Genomic DNA, 24107 nt, shown 5'->3' with positions numbered 1-24107 from the left:
CCTGCTCTTGCTCGTACTTCAATCAACGGACATAGGAAGGGAATCGAATATGAATCGGATTATTATTGATACGGATATCGGGACTGATGTTGATGACGCTATGGCGCTGGCGCTTGCGATGAGATCGCCGGAAATCGTACTCGAAGGCGTCACGACTGTATATGGGGATGTCGATTTGCGGGCCAGAATGGCCAAGAAAATGCTTCAACTCGGAAAAAGAGAGGATGTCCGGGTTTTTGCCGGCATTCAAGAACCGCTGCTCCGGCGCCGGGAAGTATGGATGGCCGGCCATGAAGGAAAGGGTGTCCTGACAGAAAACGATTATCTGGAGTATGAGCAGAAGCATGCGGTAGATTTCATTATCGAGACCGTGATGGCCAATCCGGGACAAATCACACTGGTGCCGATAGGGCCGTTGACCAACATCGCGGCAAGTCTGATTCGCGAGCCGGAACTCGCAAGCTCGGTGAAGGAAATTATTCTGATGGGGGGCGTAACGCGGCTGGGTGACAATGGGCTTCAGCTAGGAACGCTTGAGCATAATATCATCTGCGATCCGGAAGCAGCTGCGGTCGTTTTTGAAAGCGGCGCCCCGATCGTCATGGCGGGCTACGATGTTACCCTCAAGGTCATCATCACCGATGATGAACGGCGCAGGCTGCAGCAAACGGGAGATCCGCTGAATATGGCATTGGCGGGTCTGCTGGAAGAATGGTTTGCTTTCGTCAAACAACCGCAAACGTGCATGCATGATCCGTTAACCGTCTCTTTATTGATCGACCGGACACTCGTGAAGACGAAAAAAATGAAGATCCACGTGGAGTACGATCACCGGCCGCGGACCGGTCAAACCGTTGCTGTGCTCGCCGATGACGGGAACGTCGAGGTTTGTTTGGATGTCGATCAGGACAGGTTCATCACACTGCTCATGGATAGGCTGATAAATAACAAAACTTGAGGTTGACTAGAGGGTAGCCGGAGATTAGAGAGTAAGCACGTTCATTCTAACGTATTTTCAGCATGTTACTGGCATCGCAATCTCGACAAGCAGCGTATCAAAGCTAATGGAGGGGGATGTAGATGATTACCTTGGGAACGGCTGAGAGAGAGCATTACTATGAGCAGGGCTTTTTCATTGTCCGGCAGCTGTACAATGAGGAGCAAATGGAGACGATCAAGCAAGGTATACAGAGAATTATCGATCGTGCAAAATCGGGGGAAGGCAGCGACGTTCCTTGGATCAACAAGGAGAAAGGCATTGTCAATCGGATCGGCAGTATGCTAAGTCCGGGATACTTTCAGAAGGAGCTTGCGGATTCGTTGGAACACTCCCCTATAATCGAAATCATTGAGAGCATACTCGAGCAACCGATCCGATACAGCCTTTTTGGAATGCTTGCAAGCGGAGACGGACAAGGATACGTGCAAAATTGGCACCGGGATCTAGTTCCGTTGAACAGTCCCTCCGAAGTGACGGATTTATTGCGCGACGCAAGAGACTTATGCCAGATGAACGCCGCGCTCTTCGATGACCGCTACTTGACGATTGTACCGGGAAGCCATCTGCGGAAGCTGACGGACGAGCAGAATGAAGCACTGAGGCTAAATCCGAGCGGCTCTGTGCCGGGCGAGCTTGTCGTGGAACTCGGAGCGGGCGATGCGGTATTCTACTACCCTAACATTCTTCATAGAGGCTATAACCCGGACGGTCATTTCCGCTGGTCGCTGCATCATGCCTTTCGCACGGCTGACTCTCCGCATCGTGAGTATGAAGGACAGCGGGATTGGATAAGCGGAGTCGAAATGGAAAGGTTCGGGCCGCGTGTTCGTGCTCTGCTGGAGCGGTTTTCCAAATCTATGGTTCTGAATTGAGCTAGAGCCGCGAGGATATGAAATGAGGGAGAGGAGTGAGCAGCTTGATTATGGATGTTACGCCCGTATCCAAGCTTGATTGGGAGCAGCCCGGCAAGCGAACCTATCATGTCCCGTTTACCAGCGACGGTACCTGGGCGCGCGTGCGCGTTCCGCTGTGCGTAATCTGCGGTGAGAAACCAGGCAAGACGCTGACTGTAATCGGAGGAACGCATGGTAATGAATATGAGGGGCCGATCGCAGCGAAAAAACTGATGGCGGCTTTGGATTACAAGGAATTGAGCGGGCGTGTCATCATTATCCCGGTCTTGAATGTGCCTGCCTTTCAGGCAGGCCGCCGGGAATCGCCGCTGGACGGAGGCAATATGAACAGGGCTTTCCCTGGAGATGCCAAGGGAACCATCACCTCACGTATTGCCAGGTTCGTCACCGACGAAGTGTTGTCGCGGTCCGATATCGTGGTCGATATTCATTCGGCAGGCAAGGAGCTGGAGACGATTCGCTGCACCAGCTTTCACCAGCTTGCCGATCCCTCCCTTTTCAAGGCAACCGTTGAAACGGCATTTGCCTTCGGTACCCCGTTTACAATGATCTACACCAGCGACATGGGGTTAGGCTTGTTAACCGAAGAAGCGGAGAAGATGGGCAAAATTACGATCGGCAGCGAGCTTGGTTATGGCGAATCAACCGATCTGGACGGCGTAAGATGGGGGTACGAGGGCCTGTGTAATGTCATGAAGCTTCACGGCATGCTGTCAGGCGAGATGGTTTCCCTTCTGCCTCCCGGGTGGGAACGGACTATATTAGTTGCGAATACAAATATCGATCACTGGGTCACCGCTCCGGTTTCCGGTATTTCCGAACCGCTTGTCCCGATCGGAGCATTCGTACGCAAGGGAGATCCGGTCACTTGCATTCATAATTTCGAGGATCTAGCCGGACCCGGCTGCATCATCAGGGCGGATCGGGACGGGTATGTGCTGGCGCGTCAATTCCGGGCGGAAACTCCTCAAGGGAACGTCGTGATGGTGATTGCCGAAGAGATTCCTTTACCGTAAAGCGGGCTGCTGCTCATCAAAAACGTAAATAGAGACATAACCGTCCAGCATAAAACGGTATGTCTCTTTTTGTTAGGGTATATGGAGTGCGATTTTTGATCGATGGCCATTCTAAAGGCAGAAGACCGGCCCTCTATCGCGAAACGATCGTCACTTCTGCCACTTCGCGCTTAACTGCCATCAAGCGGCACAATTTTTTACTACCTGTGGAAATGCGACAACGCTAATGGTACAATATTTCAAAGCCTGTACGCGTAATACGTGCTACATAAAGAATGAGAGAACATAATTCAGAAGCAAGGAATAGGAGGAGTTTTCGCAATGACAGTTACGCAAAAATCCATCGATCAGCTTTCCATTGATACGATTCGGACGCTAGCGATCGATTCCATCGATAAAGCGAATTCCGGACACCCTGGTATGCCAATGGGTGCAGCCCCGATGGGTTATCAATTATTCGCTAAAAGCATGAAGCATAACCCGTCGAACCCGAGCTGGATCAACCGCGATCGGTTCGTACTATCGGCAGGCCACGGTTCCATGCTGCTATACAGCTTGCTCCACTTAACCGGTTACGATCTCCCGCTCGAGGAGCTGCAAAACTTTCGTCAATGGGGCTCCAAGACGCCAGGCCACCCGGAATTCGGGCACACAGCCGGCGTAGATGCTACGACCGGTCCGCTTGGACAAGGCGTTGCAATGGCAGTCGGCATGGCGATGGCGGAAGCTCAGCTAGGCGCGACTTATAATAAAGACGGCATGAACGTCATTGATCATTACACATACGCGATTTGCGGCGATGGCGATTTGATGGAAGGCGTGTCCAGCGAAGCGGCCTCCCTTGCGGCGCACCTGAAGCTCGGCAAGCTCGTTATGCTGTATGATTCCAACGATATCTCCCTTGACGGCGAACTGAATCTGTCCTTCTCCGAGAATGTACAAGCCCGCTTTGAAGCATACGGCTGGCAGGTACTCCGCGTTGAAGACGGCAATGATCTGGAAGCTCTTGCGAAAGCGGTCGCGGCTGGGCAAGCCGAGAGCGCGAAGCCGACATTGATCGAAGTAAAGACGGTTATCGGCTACGGAAGCCCGAATAAGGGCGGCAAAGGCGGACATGGCGGCACGCACGGCAATCCGCTTGGCGCTGACGAAACGAAGCTGACGAAAGAGTTCTATGCTTGGGAGCATGAAGAAGCGTTCACGGTACCTGCTGAAGTGAGAGCTCACTTTGCGGACGTGAAGGCCAGCGGCGAGAAAGCGAATGCCGATTGGGATGCATTGATTGCTTCTTACAAATCAGCCTATCCAGAGCTTGCTGCTCAGTTCGAAACAGCTGTTAACGGCAATCTGCCTGAGGGCTGGGATCGCGATCTGCCGGTTTACACGACGGCAGACAAGGCAATCTCAACGCGTGTTGCTTCCGGCAACGCCTTGAATGGCCTTGCAGCCAACGTACCGAGCCTCGTAGGTGGATCGGCTGACCTGGAAAGCTCGACAATGACGCATCTTAAAGGCTTGCCTGTGTTTAAACCGGGCAGCTACGAAGGACGCAACATTTACTTCGGCGTTCGCGAATTCGGCATGGCTTGCGCCATGAACGGCATCAGCCTGCACGGCGGCTTACGCATTTTCGGCGGGACGTTCTTCGTCTTCACTGATTACCTCCGTCCTGCGGTTCGTCTGTCGGCCTTGATGAAGCAGCCCGTGGTCTACGTCCTGACGCATGACAGCATCGCAGTCGGCGAAGACGGCCCTACGCATGAGCCGATCGAGCAGTTGGCCTCGCTGCGCATTATTCCGGACCTGACGGTTATCCGCCCGGCAGATGCGAACGAAACCTCGGCAGCATGGGCGCTCGCACTTGAGAATCAAAGCAAGCCGGTTGCGCTCGTATTGACGCGCCAGAACCTGCCGATTCTCGAGGGCACCAATGTGAACGCTCGCGAAGGGATCAAGAAAGGCGCTTATGTCGTATCAGATGCATCTGACGGTAACCCGCAAGCGCAAATCATTGCAACTGGATCTGAGGTTCAACTCGCTGTTGCGGCTCAACAAGCACTGGCGGCAGAGGGTATCCAAGTACGCGTCATCAGCATGCCAAGCTGGGATCTGTTCGATCAACAGCCGCAAAGCTACAAAGATTCGGTACTGCTGCCTAACGTTAAGGCACGCCTGGCCGTCGAAATGGCATCGCCATTCGGCTGGGAGCGCTACGTTGGCGATAAAGGCACGATTCTTGGAATCAGCACATTCGGCGCTTCGGCCAAAGGCGATCGCGTGATCCAGGAATACGGCTTTACTGTCGACAATGTAGTCAGCAAAGTCAAAGCGCTGCTGTAGCACACCACAGAGCAGACGCGGGGCTTGCAAGCCGCTAATGAAGCGGCTTCTTGCCTCGCTTTGTTGTTGAATAAGGTATGGAGCCAAGCACTGCACCTGCTCCAAGGATTGGCAATTATAATGCATAATAAAGGAGAAGTCGATAAACGATGTCCCAATTTGATCAAGTATCAATCGTCAAGAAAGCAAACGTTTATTTTGACGGTAAAGTGACCAGCCGTACCGTTCTGTTCGCGGACGGCACGAAAAAAACACTCGGCATCATGATGCCGGGCGAGTATGAGTTCGGTACGGATGAGAAGGAAATCATGGAAATTCTCGCCGGTGACCTGAAGGTTCTTCTGCCAGGCGATACCGAATGGATTTCAATTTCCGGTGAAGGTGAGTTTACTGTACCTGCCCAATCGAAGTTCAAGCTGCAAATTGCAACGGTTACCGACTACTGCTGCTCTTACGTGCAGGAATAACACAATACAGAAGAAGTAAAAAGGCTGCTTTACGCTGCTGCCCTGAGGGGCGAAGCGTGGAGCAGCCTTTTTTGTGTGGAGTCGCTATCTACTGTCTGAACTTTGCTGCTGTAACCCCAAAAAGGGAGTACCAGCCAGCCAGCACGCCATACTGCCGCCGCGCGAAATGCTTAAACGCCGTTACAGCGCCGCAATCGAGTACGGCCTCGCGCATTCTGCTGCTGTAACGCCGAAAAGCGGCGTTACAGCTTGCATATTCCCTCGCGCGAAACGCTGTAACGCCGCTTTCTACCGTTACAGCGCCGCAATCGAGTGCGGCCTAGCGCATTCTGCTGCTGTAACGCCGAAAAGTGGCGTTACAGCTTGCATATCGCCTCGCGCGAAACGCTGAAACGCCGCTTTCTACCGTTACAGTGCCCGAACTAGCGTTACAACACGGGTATCCGAACTGGAATACCGTTTGAACGTCCTATTCCTTCCGATCACTGAGCTGCTTACCGATCCATTCCTCATAGCATTGGCCCAGAGCGGACACATCGAGTGCGCCAAGTCCTTTGGACTCGCCCATTTGGAAGAGACCCTTGGCCGTTTCAAGCATAGGTGTAGGTGTTTTGAGGCCGTCTGAAAGAACCGATGAAAGCCGTAGATCCTTCAGCATGAGCTCGAGAGAGAATTGGACGCTGTAATCGCGTGCGAGCAGCTTGGGGGTTTTCAGCTCTGCCATTTTGCTGGCAGCACCACCTGAATTCACGAGCTCCAGGAAGGCGGAAGGATCAATGCCGCCGCTCGAGGCGATAGCCAAGCCTTCCACTAATGCCGCTATGTTAATGCCAACAATGGTATTATGGGCCAGCTTGGCTGTTGCTCCGCTCCCGCTGGGTCCCATGTAGATGATACTACGGCCCATAGCATGCAGCGGCTCTTTTATTTTGTTCAGCACGGCTTCGTCGCCGCCGATCATAAACACGAGCGTGCCGCTCTCTGCGGCCGGTTTGCTGCCCGTAACGGGCGCGTCAAGAAAATCGGCTTGCTTCGCGGATGTATCTGCCGCAAGCTGTTTGGCGAGCTGCGGGGAGATCGTGCTGCTGTCGATGACGATCGTTCCGGGCTTGATTGCGCCCAATATACCGTTCTCTCCATAATATACTTCACGTATAGCGTCGTCGTTGCTGATCATGGTAATGACAAGTTCAACATCGCGCGTGACTTCCGCCGGGGTAGCAGCAGTAGCAGCGCCGAGCTCTGTGAGCTCTCCGGCTTTGCCGGGTGTCCGGTTGTATACGGTAACCGGATAGCCCTTGCGCAATAAATTTGCTGCCATAGGTAAGCCCATCGTTCCAAGCCCAATAAATCCAACTTTAATCATTGCTTCATCGCCTGCTTTCCGAATAGGATCTCCCCCCATTCTATCATAACCTTCTTTTGGGAGGTACGAGGACCGCCTAATTGCTTGTTTTTGGCTGCGAAATCCATTATCCTATTGCTATGCCAAAAAGGGACAACCTGCAGGGCACCTTGTGCCAAGGGCGGTGTCTCTGCGCTAACCTAATGGTTGTTCCGTTCATGCCACAATGGGCAGTGCTTACGAAGCGAGTGCTGATAGGGACGCATCTTCGGACCTTCGGGCATTATACCCGCAAAAGAGGGGCCGTAGTAGTATACGATGCGCACCTTCGGCAGCGTTATGCCCACAAACTGGGTACATGCTTACGAAGCGAGTTTGTTCTAAACGCACCTTCGGCGGCGATATGGCGACAAACGGGGTATAAGCTTACGAAGCAAGTTTGTTCTAGGCGCACCTTCGGCGGCGATATGGCGACAAACTGGGTATAAGCTTACGAAGCGAGTTTGTTCTAGGCGCTCGGCGGCGTTATGCCCACAAACTGGGTATAAGCTTACGAAGCAAGTTTGTTCTAGACGCACCTTCGAAGCGTTATGCCCACAAACTTTTAGGAGGTTTCATCATTCATGAGTAAAGCCGTTCAATTTGATTATAGCAAGGCGCTGACATTTGTCGGCAAGCACGAAATCGATTATTTTACTCAGCAGGTTCGCGTTGCACACGACCAGCTCCATAACGGAACCGGTGCAGGCTCGGACTATCTGGGCTGGATCGACCTGCCGAAAAACTACGATAAGGAAGAATTTGCGCGCATCCAGCAATCGGCTGCCAAGATTCAATCCGATTCCGAGGTGCTGGTCGTAATCGGCATCGGCGGATCGTACCTTGGAGCGCGGGCTGCGATAGAGATGCTCTCCAATTCGTTCTATAACATGCTTCCGGCGGAGCAGCGCAAGACGCCGCAGGTTCTTTTCGCCGGTAACAATATCAGCTCTACATACGTCACGCATCTGCTTCAACTGCTCGAAGGCCGCAGCTGGTCGATCAACGTGATCTCCAAATCCGGTACAACGACCGAGCCGGCGATTGCATTCCGTATTCTCCGTGAAGCACTGGAGACGAAATATGGCAAAGCCGAAGCACGCAAACGCATCTACGCGACGACTGATCGCGAGAAGGGCGCGCTTAAGAAGCTCTCGATGGAGGAAGGCTACGAATCCTTCATTATTCCGGATGACGTAGGCGGACGCTATTCGGTGCTGACAGCCGTCGGTTTGCTGCCGATTGCCGTAGCTGGAATCGATATTGAAGCCATGATGAAGGGCGCTGCCGACGCTGCCGACGAATACAGCAATCCGAATCTGGCGGATAACGGCGCTTACCAATATGCTGCAGCCCGCAATGCCCTTTACCGGAAAGGGAAGGCAACGGAAATTCTCGTCAATTACGAACCGGCGCTTCATTATGTATCGGAGTGGTGGAAGCAGCTGTACGGGGAGAGCGAAGGCAAGGATTTCAAAGGGATCTTCCCGGCAGCCGTTGATTTCTCGACGGATCTCCATTCCATGGGCCAGTTCATTCAAGAAGGGAACCGGAACATCTTTGAAACGGTGATTCAAGTAGGGAATGTGTCCGAGCATCTGACGATCGGTCATGATGAGGACAACCTCGACGGATTGAACTTCTTGACGGGCAAAACGATGGATTTTGTCAACAAGAAGGCTTTCGAAGGGACTCTTCTGGCGCACACGGACGGTCAAGTGCCGAACCTCATCGTCAATATCGAGGATATGTCGCCGTATACGTTCGGCTATCTGGTCTATTTCTTCGAGAAGGCTTGCGGAATCAGCGGCTATCTGCTCGGTGTAGATCCATTCGACCAACCGGGCGTAGAAGCGTATAAACGCAACATGTTCGCGCTTCTGGGCAAACCCGGTTTCGAAAAGGAAAAAGCCGAGCTCGAAGCCCGGTTGTAATCATACGCGGGTCCACAAGGGCCATAACGCAGAATCGGCGGTCATGCGATTATGCTGGATAAGTATAAGACCTTGCGGAAGCAGGCGAGCAAGGAAATCGTCATCAAGAAATCCCGTTTCATCGGGTACGGTAAGCCGGTTGAATCCGAAGAAGAAGCAATTGCTTTTATCGAGGAGATCAAGAAGCAGAATTGGAATGCCACACATAACTGCTCAGCGTACATCGTTGGTGAACGGGACGAATACCAGAAGCAATCGGATGACGGCGAACCGAGCGGTACCGCGGGCAAACCAATATTAGAGGTTCTGAAGCATCAGGGGTTAAAGAATGTCGTGATCGTGGTTACGCGATATTTTGGCGGCATTATGCTCGGGGCAGGCGGGCTGATCCGGGCTTATACGGATGGCGCGGTTGCCGCAATCGAAGCGGCTGAGGCCATCGTGAAGGTGCTCCACCGCGAGGTAATCGTCGATGTCGATTACACGTGGTACGGCAAGCTGGAGAATGAGTTTCACGCACGCGGTGTCCGCGTTGGCGGGACTGATTTTACCGACCGGGTCACGATCACTTGCTTGCCTGAGGTAACGGAAGTGGATGCCTTCGTGGCATGGATAACCGACATTACCCAAGGGCAGGCGGTGATCGCCACCGGTGAGGATCGGTATTATATTGAAAATGAATAAGCACACAGGAATGGGCCGCAAGGGAGCGGCGCCCTTACTAACAATAACCGCCTGATACTATATCCGGCGGTTATTGTTTTATATTGGGAATGTAAACGATTACGATACAGCTCGATGATAGACGGAGCTGCAACAGCTTGGTCTATCAGAAGTTGCTATTGGTCTCATCAATTATACTGATTTTTTCATTGACGGGACATCCTGGATTCGGATATAGTATTAATACCTAGTAAGCTCATAGGAATTAAAGGTCACACATCGTACGCGATTCCATCAGGAAAGCGTCAGGGGGTAAGCAAGGTTGAATGCCATTTTTCGCAGCCGTTGGTGGAGCTTCGGGTTCCGGACTACCATCATGCTTTATTTCGTTTTACTTATCGTCCTTCCGATCATTGGGATTTACACGCAGTCGTTTGAACTCGGCTGGCAGCCGTTCTGGGACAGTGTCAGCGACCCGCTTGCTTGGAGGTCCGTTCTCCTGACGATCCGGTTATCCGTCATTGCAACGGTGATCAACGTTCTGCTTGGAACGATGATTGGATGGGTGCTGATCCGCTACCGGTTTCCGGGCAGGAGGCTCCTCAACAGTCTGGTTGATCTTCCCTTTGCGCTGCCGACTGCCGTCGGCGGTTTGATGATTCTGCTGCTGCTCGGTCCCAATAGCTTCGCAGGAGGTCTAGCCGAGAAATTCGGCATCGAAATTGTATTTCATGAACCGGCCATTGTCATTGCCATGGTATTCGTCACCTTCCCGTTCGTGATACGCGCGGTGCAGCCGCTGCTGGAAGAGCTCGATAAGTCGGAGGAAGAAGCTTCTTATACACTCGGTGCTTCGAAGTCACGCACCTTCTTCCATGTCATCTTCCCGTCCATGCTTCCCGGCATATTGAGCGGCGCGATGCTGGCATTCTCTCGAGCGCTGGCGGAGTTTGGGGCCGTGGTGCTGGTTGCAGGCAACATTCCGGGCAAGACGCTAATTGCATCAGTATACATCTTCGGGGAAATTGAAAGTGACAATCCGCAAGGCGCCGCTGCAGTCTCCGTGCTGCTGCTGACGCTTTCGTTCATCATATTATGGGCCGTGAACCTCGTCCAGACGAGGAGGCTCGGCAAATGAAGAAATTATGGATCACATTGACTTATCTCGTCTTTATTCTGCTTCTTGTCGTACCCATCGTCAAAATATTTACCGGAGCCTGGCAGGAAGGCTGGAGCGGCTTTATCGAGGCTCTTAGCCGCAAGCAATCACTTCATGCTCTTATGATGACCGGTATGATCGTAGTTATTGTAACGGCTATCAACACGATATTCGGCGTCATGCTCGCCCTCTATCTCGTCCGCGCGACTTGGCTCGGAAGACGGCTTAAGCAGCTGCTCAACAGCGTGGTTGACCTGCCCTTCGCTGTATCGCCGGTCATCGGCGGTTTGATGATTGTACTCATGCTCGGTCCGAGCTCGATCATGGGCGCGTTCTTCGAGGATATCGGATTCAAGGTCGTTTACGCTTTGCCTGGTATGGTTCTGGCTACGTTGTTCGTGACGTTCCCGCTAATGGTGCGTGAAGTGATGCCGCTGCTTCAGGAAATCGGATCACAGCAGGAGGAAGCGGCGTCTACGCTGGGCGCATACTCCTGGTACACCTTCTGGCATGTGACTTGGCCTTCCATTCGTTGGGGCGTCATCTACGGCATCGTTCTAACCGTAGCCCGGTCGTTAGGTGAATTCGGAGCCGTTCTCGTCGTATCCGGTAACATCATGAACAAGACACAGACGGCCACGACGCTCGTTTATCAAGATGTTGAGAACTTCAACGTCACGGCGGCGAACGGTGTCGCTCTCGTGCTAGCGGCCTTCTCGGTCGGCTTGCTGCTGATCATGGAATGGGCCAAAAAGCGAAAGGAAGTGCACTAGACGTATGCATATCGAAGTAAACGGATTAAATAAACAGTTCGGTGACTTTCAAGCGGTACGCGATGTCAGCTTCGAGATTGAGAGAGGGCATCTGATCGGCCTGCTGGGTCCAAGCGGCGGCGGCAAAACATCGATTCTCCGCATGCTCGCAGGGCTCGAAGCGCCAACTTCAGGCGATATCATATTCCATGGCAAGCGCGTCAATGATTTGCCGCCTCAAGAGCGCGGCATTGGCTTCGTCTTTCAGAACTACGCGCTATTCAAACATATGACGGTGTATGATAATGTGGCCTTCGGTCTGAAGGTAAAGAAGCAGGCGAAAGAACAAATCCGTGAGCGTGTCATGTCATTGGTCGAGCTTACGGGGCTGAAGGGCTTCGAGCACCGCTATCCGCACCAGCTCTCAGGCGGTCAGAGACAGCGTGTCGCCTTCGCCCGCGCGCTGGCACCAGAGCCGCAGCTGCTGCTGCTCGATGAGCCGTTCGCGGCGATCGATGCCAAAATCCGGAGCGAGCTTCGTACATGGCTGAAAGAAATGATCGAGCGCTTGGGCATTACTTCAATCTTCGTTACGCATGATCAGGATGAGGCGATTGAGGTTGCCGATGAAATTATGATTATCAATAAGGGCCGGCTCGAGCAGAAGGGATCGCCTTGGGATATTTATAAGAACCCGCAAACGCAATTCGTCGCCAGCTTCATTGGCGAATCGACGATTGTGGAGCGTGTCGAGCGGCTGAAGGGCTTCGAGAATGCCACCAACTGGCCGGGTACGCAGGCGCTTATTCGTCCCGAATATATCGAAATCGGCAAACGCAGCGAGTTCCGGCTGCCATCTGCAACAATGCAGGGAAAAGTGAAGCATCTTCACTTTAGAGGAAGCGAGTGGATGGTCGAGGTTATGGTAGACGACATCAAGCTGATTACGTACCGCTCTCTGGAGAAGGATGTCCTGCAGCCAGGCGACGAAGTGAGCGTGCTCGTTCACCGTGCATACCTGTTCAACGATAATGATAGCTGGGTCATGGAGAACACGCTGAAGGAAGACCCGATGCCGATTCATATCTAACATCTGTTACAGAAAGCGTTGTGTGCAATATGAAACTTATTCATAGACAAGGATGGCGGCTTATCGGCGGGGCACTTCTTTCGCTGATCCTGTTGATCACAGCGGCCTGCAGCAATGAAGGTACACCAAGCAATAGTGGTGAAACCGGTGGTCAAGCGGCAGGGTCGAAGAATGAGGTCACGCTGGTCATTGGCGCCTATTCAGTTGCCAAGGATGCTTTCGCTGAGCTGCTGCCCATGTTTCAGGTGAAGTGGAAGGCGAAGACGGGACAGACGGTCGTCTTCCAGGAATCGTATGAAGCTTCGGGCACGCAGGCAAGGGCGATTGCAGGCGGCTTTGAGGCGGATGTTGCCGTATTGGCGATGGAAAGCGATATCGACAAGATTCAGAAGGCCGGCTTTATTACCCATGATTGGCGCCAGTCTCCGAACAATGGCATGATTACCCGTTCGATCGTCGTGATGGGTACGCGTGAAGGAAACCCGAAGCAAATCCGGGATTGGGAAGACTTGACGCGCAAGGGAATCAAGGTGCTGTACCCGAATCCGAAGACATCCGGCGGCGCTCAGTGGGATATTAATGCCATATACGGCGCCGGCTTGAAGCGTGCGGAAGCGGAGACCGGCAAGAAGGATCCGGCATTGGCCAAAGCGTTCCTGAAGCGGGTTCATGAGAATGTGGAATCGCTGGACAAGAGCGGCCGCGCTTCCATGGCGGCTTTCGAATACGGGGTCGGCGATGTGATCGTCACCTATGAGAATGAGCTGCTGGCAAGAATTAAGCAGGGGGTCCATTACGATATCGTCGTCCCGGAGTCGACGATTCTGATCGAGAACCCAGCCGCCGTTGTGGATGTCAATGCCGACAAGCACGGCACGCGCGAGGTAGCGGAAGCATTCGTTGACTATATCCGTAGCAGCGAGGCTCAGCGGCTCTTCGCGGAGTATGGTTTCCGGCCGGTAGACCCAACCGTAAGCGATGAGGTTCGCGATCGGTTCGTGACACCTGCAGGGTTGTTTGATATTGGTTATCTCGGCGGTTGGGGCGAGGTGCGGGAACGCCTATATTCGGCGAAGGGCATCTGGTATCAAGTGCTGGCCGATTTATAGAACCGTTCAATACGAAGCGGTGCCAGAATGGATATCCAATCTGGCACCGCTTTTTTTCTTGTCAATGAAACCAATCGCAGACATATGCCGTCAGGTGATTATGGACCTACGAAGGAGATGAGTGATGTTGAAGCGGAAGCAACGGATATGGCAAGGGCTGGCGGCGGCTGTCGTTATATCACTGGCAGGGGGAGCGATGAACGTCCCTTCCGCCGAAGCTGTCATGCCGGTACAGAAGAAAATCATAATGCCCTCTCAGATTGTCCTCAATGGAGAGCAGTGGCAGCTGAATGATCGATTGCAGCAAGTGAAAGGCCGATTCTACCTCACTCTTAAGGATGCCAGCATGCTGTTCCCGGATGCGATCTTTACGAGCAGTTCAACTTCTCCGAATGTAACGATGCTCCATCCTGATCTCCGTGTTGTATTCATACCCGGCTCTTCAAGGGCGAATGTGAACGGGAAGGCAGTGAATCTTGGTGGCGTCGCTTTGACTGGGACCAAGAATAGTCCGGTTCTGGCTATTGCTGATCTCGCTAAGCTATTGAAAGGCACGGTTGCCTACAATGCCAAGACGAGAATGATCCATGGCGCCTATACGCCGCGCTACAGTACAGGAGGATCACCCGGAGCATGGGCCTGGTGCAGCCGGGAAACTCATCGCCTGTATACTTCAAGAGGAACCGAGAAGCCGGGCTTAGCCGGAACGGTTCAGGGCAAATTCGATGAGAACAGCTTCATCTCCATATCTGCTGCGCCGCTTGATCCGCAATCGATCGTAGTCAGCGTAACCCATTCGCACGGCGAGCCTCATCTCGCGAGTGATCTGCACAAGGTTCTCATCCACCAAGGGAAGATTGTCAAAGAAACCGAGGTTAACTATTACGGCTTCCATTCAACCGCTAGCATCGAGAAGGCCGATGGTCACGTGATCATGCTGGACAACGACAACGTACATTGGGTCCGTCCGGATGGCGTGGAGGCGAAGGCGCTGGATCTGAAGAAGAAGTTTGCGCTGGATGAGCCGTTCACGGTTGAGTACGCGGACCAAGACGTGATCTTGTTCCGTCCCTACAACCAGCAGACGTTAATGCTGTATACGTTTGACGAAGGCGCCGCTGTGGTGCTCTATAAAGAGCTGCTGTCGCAGGAAGAGCAGGGGATTCTCGAGAGCTGGGGACAAACAGATGCAGACTTCCCGGGGGATAAGCTGATCTTTCAGAAGCGGGAAGGAAATACATTTTATTTCAAACACAAGGAACTGCTTGGTCATAAGGAGAGCTTCTTAACATTCAGTCTTGACTAGTATAAATGTTCAGTGGCTTAAATGGAGAAAAGAGGGGAGATATTCGATTTTCTCCATTTCCCCCCGCTTACTCCTTTGCCATCTCATCTAACAACGCTTTAGCGCGGTTCATCTCCATATCCAACACATCCGTGTCAGTTTGTGTGGAAGCGTAACGATCGAGGGCAAGTGTTAGCCAACGTTCAGCCTCCGCGGCTCTCTCCATTTCCCATAGCAAATCACCATAGCAGATTGCTGCCCTGATATAGGTTGTACAGTCTCTCTCAGCCTCAGCGATTTCGATTGCCTGCTTCAGGCAAAGCTCTCCTTGCTCCGATCGGCCCAAATCCAAGTATTTTAATGCCTTGTTCAGTACATTTTGCGCCTTGCTCATGGATTGCCCTCCCTTCATTGACATGAAATCACAGCGCATTGACCTTCTCTCCGAACAGCTCTTTCGCTATATCCCGGTTGATCTTCAACTCACCTTTCCAAGCGGCCCACGGTATCTCCATATCCGAGCGGCCCTTTGTATTTCCCAGCTTTTCTTCCTGACTAACCATGGTTTCATAATCAGTCCATTTGTTAAAATGATTAGGCAGACACACATTAGGAGCAACACCAACGATAGCTAACGAATTCAATATCCCACGCCGCACATATTTGTTTTTCGGCATTATTTTTTCCGAGCTAAGCCGCTTCTCATATTCACCCGGAGTCTCACCTTCGTGGGAACGTGCCAAACTAAACAGCAGCTGGTTAAAGGTGACGACGTCATCCTTTGTTGCCTCAATGGGCGGCAGCTCGGTGATTTCCTTGAGATCAATCAGCGCCCCCCACGGGCTTGAACCGTATGCATTCCCCAAATAGAGAACATATTTCAACTGGGATATGTTTTCCCAGAAGCCGTCCTTCTGATCAGCGGAAAAAGAACATATTTTGCACGCCGCGTACTTGTCCGCTTCCTGATAGGGATGCGTAGGAATGTTCATCATCGTATAGTAGCTCACCAAAGAAGACAATCCACGAGGATAGCTTCCTCCGACACCGGCAATAAATCCTTCCATGATGCGCTCTCTTGTTAACCTGCTGTCATTCCGAAGCTTGATTAATTCATATAAGCAGGAATCGTGGGTAAGTCGCTCCAGCTGATTGGCGGCCCAGTCCATTTCCCTCAATAGTTCTCTTTCTGAATCCGTTAAGGATTCCTCCTTGTACAATCTCACTTCTCGCTCCGCATCGTACTTGTAATTCGTTGGTCCATAAAGCTTCTTGAGCACGTTCAGCTTTTTTTTATCCATATCGGTTCAACCTCTTTCTAACCTGGAAGCTATCGTATAGGTTGTAATAAAAGTATATCGTTCATTTTATTATAGGTTTTCAGAACAGTCTAATGTCCTAATTACTAGGACGGCAACGCCGCGTATGGAAGCCAAAATCCTGTTACCCAAAACGGGTATAATATTAATTTACAAATAATGTAAATTAATAGAGAAAGAACTCTGACAGGACGGTTATCGTTTCCTGTCCGGGCTTCTTTCTGATGTGAATTTGCCTATGCGGCAGGCCAATGTAAGCTGAACCAGGCTCTACCTCGATAATGGGATATTGTCCCTATGGATGTATGACTAAAGGATAATGACGATCCTATATTCCTTGTAAAACGATCGGAACTTTTGTCGAAATAGCTTTAAATAGAAGGATCACTATAGTTTTAGACGAAAAGAGAGAATTACTACTCCAAGTAGTAATCCAAATAATGTAAGGGGAGAGGATTCAGTATGAATTATAACCGTACCGTTCTTATTGTGGATGACGAACCGACGATTTCAGAGGTCATTAAAGCCTACATGGAAAAAGACGGATGGGCAGTGGATGTAGCGTATGATGCAGACATTGCCATCGCAAAGTTCATCAAAAACATTCCTGATCTAGTCATACTCGACATTATGCTGGGCTCTACCTCGGGCGAAGAATTATCTCAGAAGATACGTGCGCGCTCTAACATTCCTTTTATTATGATTACCTCGAAATCGCGGGAGGAGGACCGGTTGAACGGATTCGAGCTCGGCGCGGATGATTATGTCGTTAAGCCCTTCAGCCCGAAGGAGCTTCTGGCAAGAGCCAATGCCGTATACCGGCGGTCCTTGATGTATATAACGAAGGTCGATGCGAAGCAGCCGAAGCTGGTTACATTTGGCTCAGGCCAGCTGCTCATTGATTATCAGAAGATGATCGTATATGTAGACGGCGCAGATACGAATTTGACCAATACCGAATATAAATTGTTCTCGGCACTTTCGCGGGCGCCCGAAAAAGTGTTTACACGTGCGGAGCTTCTATACTACGCGCAAGGATACCGTTTCGTCGGAGATCCTCGCATTATCGATGCACACGTGAAAAACATCCGGCAGAAAATCGAGCAGGATCCCAAATCCCCCCGAATTCTGATGACCGTCGTCGGGGCGGGCTACAAAATGGGGATGACCCGTGATGAAAAATAAGGATCGAGGTCTATCCGGGACGATGTTCACGATGTTCGGCTCCGTCTTTCTCTGCACGGTTACCGTACTGCTGATCACCGGTTCATTCCTATTCTATCAATGGCATTCGATCTATGCCCAATTTAAGCAGGATCACCTTCAGGATGCTCTATTTCGAATTTCCGATGAAATCAGAACCCGCAGCTTGCTGCCACCGCTCACCGAGAAGGAGAAGCTGGATCTTCATGAGTTCTCACTGCGTGAAGGTGTTTTTGTACGTTGGAAGGGGATTGACGATGAGATTTATTTCAATACCCTCCGGGATGGATACGATGAGGCTGAGGGGATATCAGTACCGTCGTGGAATCAGAAGACCCATGTAGGGGAATTAATGGTGGTCTGGTCGAATGTCAGCGAAAACAGCTATCCGGGCTACAGCTTGGTCAATAAAGCTAGTCATACCTTGATGGTGGGACTGCTGCTCGGGGGACTATGTGCCATACCGCTAAACCTGCTGTTAGCGATCAAGCTCATGAGACCGTTCGGGAGAATTGCACATGCGATGGAGGATGTATTGTCGAAACGAATAATCGTACAAGTTGATGAAGAAGGGAATGGAGACGCTTCTCGTATTGCGCGGGGAATCAATTATGTGGTGCACCAACTGGATGAACAGGAAAAATGGAGGCAGGTGATGATGGAAGATTTGGCTCATGAGCTGCGAACTCCGCTTATGCTGGTCTCGAATCAAATCGAGGCGATAGCGGACGGCATATTTGAACCCGATCAAACCCGGATGGAAAAAATATTGCGCGACTTGTCGAGGCTGACGAGGCTTGTGGGTGACATTGAACGCATCATCCAAGCGCAGAGCGCAAGGTTCGAGCTGCGTCTGGAGGAAATCGACGTGGTGCCTGTCATTAAACAGGCGATCGCTAGTCTGGAAGAAGCCTACCGGGCGAAGAATATGGTCATTGAACTGATCACGCCCAAGATCCCGTGCCCGATTCTCGTGGACGTGGATAAAATGACGCAGGTCTTCGTCAACATTGTATACAACGCGATCAAGTATACGCAGGAGTCCGGGAAAATCGAAATTATTACCGAGCATATGCGGGAAACCGGACAAATTGTCGTTCATGTGAAGGATAATGGAGTCGGCATTCCCCAAGAAGAATTGCCTAAGATCTTCGAGCGGTTCTATCGGATCGACAAGTCACAATCAAGGGAAGCGGGCGGGAGCGGGCTGGGATTAACCATAACCAAACGGCTGATTGAATCGCATGACGGGAGGATCGATGTATCCAGCAAACCTGGTATTGGAAGCGTTTTTACGGTGAGTATACCCGCCTCCTCGATGTGAATCCAAAATTCACAACGAATTCATAATGCACGGACTATAATAAATCCATGCAGCGAAAGAAAGGGAGGAAGAGCCATTGGCAAGAGTGTTGTTTAACAATGTTGTGAAGCGTTATAACAAATCCGGTCCGGTGTCTGTCGATCATTTCAATCTGGAAATTGAAGATAAAGAATTTATGGTCTTAGTCGGTCCATCCGGCTGCGGCAAGTCGACGACATTGCGGATGGTAGCCGGACTTGAGCAAATCAACGGCGGAGAAATCTACATCGGCAACCAGCTTGTAAACGATATACCGCCGAAGAAGCGAGATATCGCCATGGTATTTCAAAATTATGCGTTATACCCCAATATGAGCATATTCGAGAATATGGCCTTCGGGCTGCGGCTGCGAAAAGTGGAGAAGCATCTGATCGAGTCATCCGTTAAATCGACGTCAAGGGCGCTTGAGATCGAGCATTTACTTGAACGGAAGCCGATGCAGCTGTCTGGTGGACAGCGTCAACGGGTGGCATTAGGCAGGGCGGTGCTGCGAACGCCGCAGGTGTTCCTAATGGACGAGCCGCTTTCGAATCTGGATGCCAAGCTGCGGGTGCAGATGCGCGAGATGATCATTGAGCTGCACCGCGAGCTGGAGACGACGATGATCTACGTTACCCATGATCAGACGGAAGCGATGACGATGGGGACGCGGATCTGCGTGATGAAGGATGGCATTATTATGCAGGTGGATACCCCTGAATTGCTCTATAATCGGCCGGTCAACCGGTTCGTGGCCAGTTTCATCGGCTCGCCGGAAATGAACTTCCTGCAGGGCACCATTATCGAGAAGGATGGAATCATCTATTTCGATACGAACCGGTATACGATCGAAGTACCCAAACCGATGTATACCCTGCTTCGTCCTTATCTCGACCGGATTGTCACCTTGGGCATACGTCCGGAATATGTGCATATCGTCAACGAGATGGAAGGGGTATCGCAGGAAGAAACGCCGATCACCGGAACCATTACATTCTCTGAATTGATGGGCGCGGACCGTTACATACATCTCGATCTTGGGCATGGAGAGAAGCTGGTCATTCGAGTGCCTGCTTTCGTTAAATTTCCGGATAAGACGAAGCTTGAGGTTTCCTTGAATATGGAGTACATGATTTTCTTCAATCGCGATTCCGGGTTGGCGATCAGGTAATTATCAAAGAAACGAGGCGTTAACATGGCGAATCCGTTTAAAAGCGGAAAACGTATTTGGCTTCTGCTGATGATTTGCATGCTGCTCAGTAGTTATTTCGCACTCTCAAATGTAAGCGATGCCATTAAGGATGGCGGAATCGAGCAGCCGAGCCCGGACTCGTTATCGATACCTCTGACGGCATCCATGGAACCGTTATATTCGCAGATTCTCAAGCAATGGAAAGAGCAGGGGGCAAAGGATGTAACCGTCTCGGAATTGAAGCTGCGGGCTGCCGATTTCAAGAACGCCTCTCCCGGTGTCACCGTCCAGGCAGAGCCGTTGCAGGGGGTATCGGATACGGTGGCATTGGATGAAGGGCAGTGGGTGGAGTACGAGGTCGATGTCCCTCAGAGCGGGTTGTATCAGCTCCGTTTGCAGTACTACTCCATCGAGGATTCGAATATCCCGATTCAGATCGGCGTGGCGGTCGACGGCGAATCTCCCTATGTGGAAGCGAAGGGAATCGAGCTGGACCGGTTATGGAAAGATGACCAGTTTCCTCCGAGAGTGGACGGAAAAGACAACCAGATCCGGCCGGGACAAGTCGCAATTAAGGATTGGATCGACCGCACCTTGGTCGATTCCTCTTACGCTGCAAGCGAACCGCTGCGCTGGTACTTGGAACAGGGCAAGCGTACGATTCGAATTCAATCAGTATTCGAACCGATCGCTCTATCCGGCTTGGGGCTTCATGCCCCAAGGCAGGTAGAGCAATATGAAGCTGTGCAAGCGAATTATTCGAAGGATTCTAGTGATAAGTCTGATTGGTATACAACGATCGAAGCGGAGCAGATGCTCGAGAAGTCAGAGCCCTCGGTGCAGATGCAAGCCAGCCGTGATGACTTGGCCCGTCCGAAGTCCGATGGCAAGATCATCTTTAATACCATGGGCGGGGGAGCCTGGTTCCGGGGCGGGCAATCGGCTACTTGGACTTTCGAAGTACCGGAAGACGGGCTTTACAAGATTGATATGAAATACTTTCAAGGGTACAACAAGGAGTCGAACTCTTACCGGATGATTGAGATCGACGGCGAGGTTCCATTCCAGGAACTGCAAGCGTTCCCATTCACCTATAAACGCAATTGGTCGATGGAAACGCTGGGGTCATCGGCAGAGGAACCATTCTTATTCGAATTGGCTAAGGGCAAGCATGAGCTCTCCATGACCGTAACGAATGCGCCGGTCACTCCGATTGTCGAGTCGATTCAGTATATCACGAGAGAAGTACAAGAAATTAACCGTCTGCTGCGTCTGGTTACCGGTGTGCGCAGCAAAGATAATTTGGACAAAAACCGGGATTGGAACCTCGCTGAGCAGCTGCCGGACATAGAGCAACGGCTGCTCGACATGAAACAAAGCTTAGAACAGATTCTGTCCTATTTGCAGCAGCTGTACGGCAATGATGTCAATGGCGCTGCGGCCATTCGCGCTTCGATTGACAAGCTGCAGCGGTTGGCGGACGATCCCAACGAACTTCCATTCAAACCGGAGTATTTGTCATCGGTTCAGGAATCGCTGTCTTCGTACGCCATCGAGTTAACGAAGCAGCCGTTGATGCTGGATCAGATCTATATTTCCAAAGCGACAACCGAATTACCCGACTTCGCGCCATCGCGCTGGGAAATTACGAAGAATACTGTGAAGACGTTCTTTCTGACCTTCAATCCCGATTATATTGACTATGGCCGGCAGGACGAGGATGCGGCCATAACCGTATGGGTTAATCGCGGCCGGGACTATGTCACCTTAATGCAGCAGATGGTCGATGAACGCTTCACCCCTTCGACCGGTATTAAAGTGAATATCAATATTATGCCGAACCCTCAGCTGCTCATATTGAGTAATGCGGCCAATCGGGAACCGGATGTTGCTATGGGGCTTGATCAGCTGACTCCGGTCGACTTTGCGGTCCGCAATGCGCTGCTGGATTTGAATCAGTTTGCCGATTACAAGGAGGTTGCCAAGCAATTCCTGCCAGGATCGCTGCTGCCTTTCCATTATGACAAGGGCGATTATGCGCTGCCGGAAACGATCATGTTCAACGTGATGTTCTACCGGAAGGATATTCTGGAGGAACTGAAGCTGAAGGTGCCGGAAACGTGGAATGATATTTACGATCTGCTGCCCACGCTGCAGCAGAAAGGATATGATTTCTTCTACCAGCCGATGATGTATCTCCCCTTGTTCTACCAGAATGCGGCGTCCTTCTATACTCCTGACGGGATGAAGACAGGATTGGATTCTCCGCAAGCCTTCGATGCCTTCAAGAGGTGGACCGACTTCTTCAATATTTATGGCTTGCCTAGAGAAGTGCCCAACTTCTACATGCATTTCCGCAACGGCAACATGCCGATTGGTATCGCCGATTTCAATACCTATTTGCAGCTGCTCGTAGCTGCTCCGGAAATATCGGGCTTATGGTCGGTTGCTCCGCTGCCGGGCACGAAGAACGAAGACGGAGAGATCGAACGGTGGGGTGGCGGCGGACTGCAATCCGGGGCCATATTCAAGTCGACCGAGCATCCGGAGGAATCATGGCAGTTCTTGAAATGGTGGACGTCGACGGAGACGCAATCCCGTTTCGGCAACGATATGGAGATGTTCAATGGCATCGAGTTCCGCTGGAATACGGCGAACAAGGAAGCGTTCAAGCAAATTCCTTGGCCAAGCGAGCATGGCAGTGAAATCGCCAAGCAGCTGAATTGGTTCAAGGAAATGCCGAACGTGCCCGGCGGATACTTTACGACACGTGAGCTGAGCTTTGCATGGAACCGGACCGTGCTTGAGAATATGAATTTCCGCGAATCATTGGAGAATGCGGTCTTCGAAATTAACCGGGAGCTGCTGCGCAAGCAGCAGGAGTTTGGATTCGTCGACAAGGACGGCCAAATTATCCGCACGCTGGATATTCCACAGATTGAAAAACCGACCGGAGGTGGTACCGAGGATGAGTAGCCCTGCTTCAGGAACGATTCAGCAGCCGATGGAGAGGCCCAAACAGATTGCCGTTATCACACCGTTTGTCCAGGCGATCAAGCAGCACTGGCTCTCCTACTTATTCGTAGCGCCGTTTCTGATCACATTTATTTTATTTATCGTCATTCCCACCTTAGCGGCCATCGGCTTGTCGTTTACGTATTTCAACGCGATTGAGGCGCCTAAATTTGTTGGGTGGTTGAATTACCGCAACCTGCTGACGCAGGATATGGTGTTCTGGAAATATGCCATTCCCAATACCTTCAAATTTGCTGTCATCGTAGGTCCTCTCGGGTATATAGCCGGCTTTATACTGGCCTGGCTGGTCTCGCAGCTGCCTGCCCGAATACGGGTTATCTACACATTGGCGCTGTATACGCCTTCGATGACGGCCGGCGTGGCGATGGCTGTTGTCTGGCTGATCGTATTCAGCGGAGACCGGCTCGGTTATTTGAACAGCTTTCTGCTGGAAGTGGGCATTATCGATCAAGCGCAGCTGTGGACCCAGGATCCGAAATATTTGATGAACGTCATGATTCTCGTGACGCTCTGGGGGAGCATGGGTGTCGGCTTCCTCGCCTTGCTGGCGGGTATTCAGAACGTGGACGTGCAGCTGTATGAAGCGGGCAAAATCGACGGGATCCGCAACCGGCTGCAGGAAATTTGGTACATCACGATTCCATCGATGAAACCGCAGATGCTCTTCGGAGCCGTTATGGCGGTCGTGGGGACGCTGAAGGCCGGTCAGATCAGCGTCCAGCTGTCGGGTGCAAACCCGTCGCCGCAATACTCCGGCCACTTATTGATTAACCACATCGACGATTACGGGTTTATCCGTTATGAAATGGGGTATGCGTCGACCATCTCCGTCGTCCTCCTTGTCATGACTTACCTCGTAAGCAGGCTATGCTGGAAACTGTTCGGCTCGAAGGAGGAATGAG

The 24107-nt window shown here is 51.7% G+C and carries 20 protein-coding genes; 17 read left to right on the top strand and 3 right to left on the bottom strand.

Features of this window, described 5'->3' with window-relative positions; translation table 11 throughout:
- The first annotated feature begins 49 nt into the window (after window positions 1–49).
- The 5 genes from NNL21_RS10340 (at window position 50) to ppnP (ending at window position 5737) form a co-directional block, all read left to right on the top strand.
- Complete coding sequence (locus tag NNL21_RS10340; protein ID WP_204817021.1) at window positions 50–958, top strand: nucleoside hydrolase; 909 nt, start codon at window positions 50–52, stop codon at window positions 956–958.
- A 122-nt stretch (window positions 959–1080) separates the two neighbouring features.
- Complete coding sequence (locus tag NNL21_RS10335) at window positions 1081–1872, top strand: phytanoyl-CoA dioxygenase family protein (protein WP_204817023.1); 792 nt, start codon at window positions 1081–1083, stop codon at window positions 1870–1872.
- A 35-nt stretch (window positions 1873–1907) separates the two neighbouring features.
- A complete protein-coding gene (locus NNL21_RS10330) occupies window positions 1908–2930 on the top strand; it encodes a succinylglutamate desuccinylase/aspartoacylase family protein (protein ID WP_204817025.1) in 1023 nt (340 codons plus the stop codon).
- Window positions 2931–3251: 321 nt separating this feature from the next.
- A complete protein-coding gene (gene tkt / locus NNL21_RS10325) occupies window positions 3252–5270 on the top strand; it encodes a transketolase (RefSeq protein ID WP_204817026.1) in 2019 nt (672 codons plus the stop codon).
- 149 nt (window positions 5271–5419) lie between these two features.
- Window positions 5420–5737, top strand: coding sequence for a pyrimidine/purine nucleoside phosphorylase (gene ppnP / locus NNL21_RS10320; protein WP_204817028.1), 318 nt, complete (start codon window positions 5420–5422; stop codon window positions 5735–5737).
- Between the two features lie 469 nt (window positions 5738–6206).
- Here ppnP and NNL21_RS10315 read toward each other — a convergent pair whose 3' ends face one another.
- Entirely contained in the window at window positions 6207–7103 is an 897-nt protein-coding gene (locus tag NNL21_RS10315; protein WP_204817030.1) for an NAD(P)-dependent oxidoreductase, read from the bottom strand.
- Between the two features lie 602 nt (window positions 7104–7705).
- Here NNL21_RS10315 and NNL21_RS10310 point away from each other — a divergent pair.
- The 7 genes from NNL21_RS10310 to NNL21_RS10280 all read left to right on the top strand — a co-directional run bounded on the left by NNL21_RS10310 (window position 7706) and on the right by NNL21_RS10280 (window position 15134).
- Window positions 7706–9055 (top strand): glucose-6-phosphate isomerase, encoded by a 1350-nt coding sequence (locus NNL21_RS10310; protein WP_204817032.1) that lies wholly within the window; start codon window positions 7706–7708, stop codon window positions 9053–9055.
- A 51-nt stretch (window positions 9056–9106) separates the two neighbouring features.
- Complete coding sequence (locus tag NNL21_RS10305; RefSeq protein ID WP_204817034.1) at window positions 9107–9739, top strand: YigZ family protein; 633 nt, start codon at window positions 9107–9109, stop codon at window positions 9737–9739.
- Window positions 9740–10040: 301 nt separating this feature from the next.
- Window positions 10041–10856 (top strand): sulfate ABC transporter permease subunit CysT, encoded by an 816-nt coding sequence (cysT, locus tag NNL21_RS10300; RefSeq protein ID WP_256555151.1) that lies wholly within the window; start codon window positions 10041–10043, stop codon window positions 10854–10856.
- On the top strand, window positions 10853–11650 hold the full coding sequence (locus NNL21_RS10295) for a sulfate ABC transporter permease subunit (RefSeq protein ID WP_204817035.1): 798 nt from the start codon (window positions 10853–10855) through the stop codon (window positions 11648–11650). Before cysT ends, NNL21_RS10295 begins: the two co-directional genes overlap by 4 nt.
- Window positions 11651–11654: 4 nt before the next feature.
- Entirely contained in the window at window positions 11655–12719 is a 1065-nt protein-coding gene (locus tag NNL21_RS10290) for a sulfate/molybdate ABC transporter ATP-binding protein (RefSeq protein ID WP_204817038.1), read from the top strand.
- Window positions 12720–12748: 29 nt separating this feature from the next.
- On the top strand, window positions 12749–13828 hold the full coding sequence (locus tag NNL21_RS10285; protein WP_204817041.1) for a sulfate ABC transporter substrate-binding protein: 1080 nt from the start codon (window positions 12749–12751) through the stop codon (window positions 13826–13828).
- 124 nt (window positions 13829–13952) lie between these two features.
- Window positions 13953–15134 carry a stalk domain-containing protein gene (locus NNL21_RS10280; RefSeq protein ID WP_204817044.1) on the top strand — a complete coding sequence of 394 codons (1182 nt, stop codon included), beginning with the start codon at window positions 13953–13955 and terminating at the stop codon, window positions 15132–15134.
- 67 nt (window positions 15135–15201) lie between these two features.
- On the opposite strand, the gene NNL21_RS10275 is transcribed toward NNL21_RS10280, so the two are convergent.
- Complete coding sequence (locus tag NNL21_RS10275) at window positions 15202–15507, bottom strand: hypothetical protein (RefSeq protein WP_256555147.1); 306 nt, start codon at window positions 15505–15507, stop codon at window positions 15202–15204.
- A gap of 28 nt (window positions 15508–15535) precedes the next feature.
- Complete coding sequence (locus tag NNL21_RS10270) at window positions 15536–16414, bottom strand: hypothetical protein (protein WP_204817047.1); 879 nt, start codon at window positions 16412–16414, stop codon at window positions 15536–15538.
- Between the two features lie 480 nt (window positions 16415–16894).
- On the opposite strand from NNL21_RS10270, the gene NNL21_RS10265 reads away from it, so the two are divergent.
- The 5 genes from NNL21_RS10265 to NNL21_RS10245 all read left to right on the top strand — a co-directional run bounded on the left by NNL21_RS10265 (window position 16895) and on the right by NNL21_RS10245 (window position 24106).
- Window positions 16895–17617 carry a response regulator gene (locus NNL21_RS10265; RefSeq protein WP_204817050.1) on the top strand — a complete coding sequence of 241 codons (723 nt, stop codon included), beginning with the start codon at window positions 16895–16897 and terminating at the stop codon, window positions 17615–17617.
- The gene (locus NNL21_RS10260; RefSeq protein WP_204817052.1) at window positions 17607–18959 is read left to right on the top strand and encodes a sensor histidine kinase; all 1353 of its coding nucleotides are present in this window, start codon (window positions 17607–17609) and stop codon (window positions 18957–18959) included. The genes NNL21_RS10265 and NNL21_RS10260 overlap by 11 nt, the downstream gene beginning before the upstream one ends.
- Before the next feature lie 76 nt (window positions 18960–19035).
- Entirely contained in the window at window positions 19036–20148 is a 1113-nt protein-coding gene (locus NNL21_RS10255) for an ABC transporter ATP-binding protein (RefSeq protein WP_204817054.1), read from the top strand.
- Between the two features lie 24 nt (window positions 20149–20172).
- Complete coding sequence (locus NNL21_RS10250; RefSeq protein WP_204817055.1) at window positions 20173–23145, top strand: extracellular solute-binding protein; 2973 nt, start codon at window positions 20173–20175, stop codon at window positions 23143–23145.
- A complete protein-coding gene (locus NNL21_RS10245) occupies window positions 23138–24106 on the top strand; it encodes a carbohydrate ABC transporter permease (RefSeq protein WP_204817056.1) in 969 nt (322 codons plus the stop codon). The genes NNL21_RS10250 and NNL21_RS10245 overlap by 8 nt, the downstream gene beginning before the upstream one ends.
- Window position 24107: the final 1 nt, after the last annotated feature.

This window comes from Paenibacillus mendelii (assembly GCF_024498075.1).
GTDB lineage: Bacteria > Bacillota > Bacilli > Paenibacillales > Paenibacillaceae > Paenibacillus_Z > Paenibacillus_Z mendelii.
Note: the sequence above shows the minus strand (reverse complement) of the source record. Positions and strands in the feature narration are given on the sequence as shown.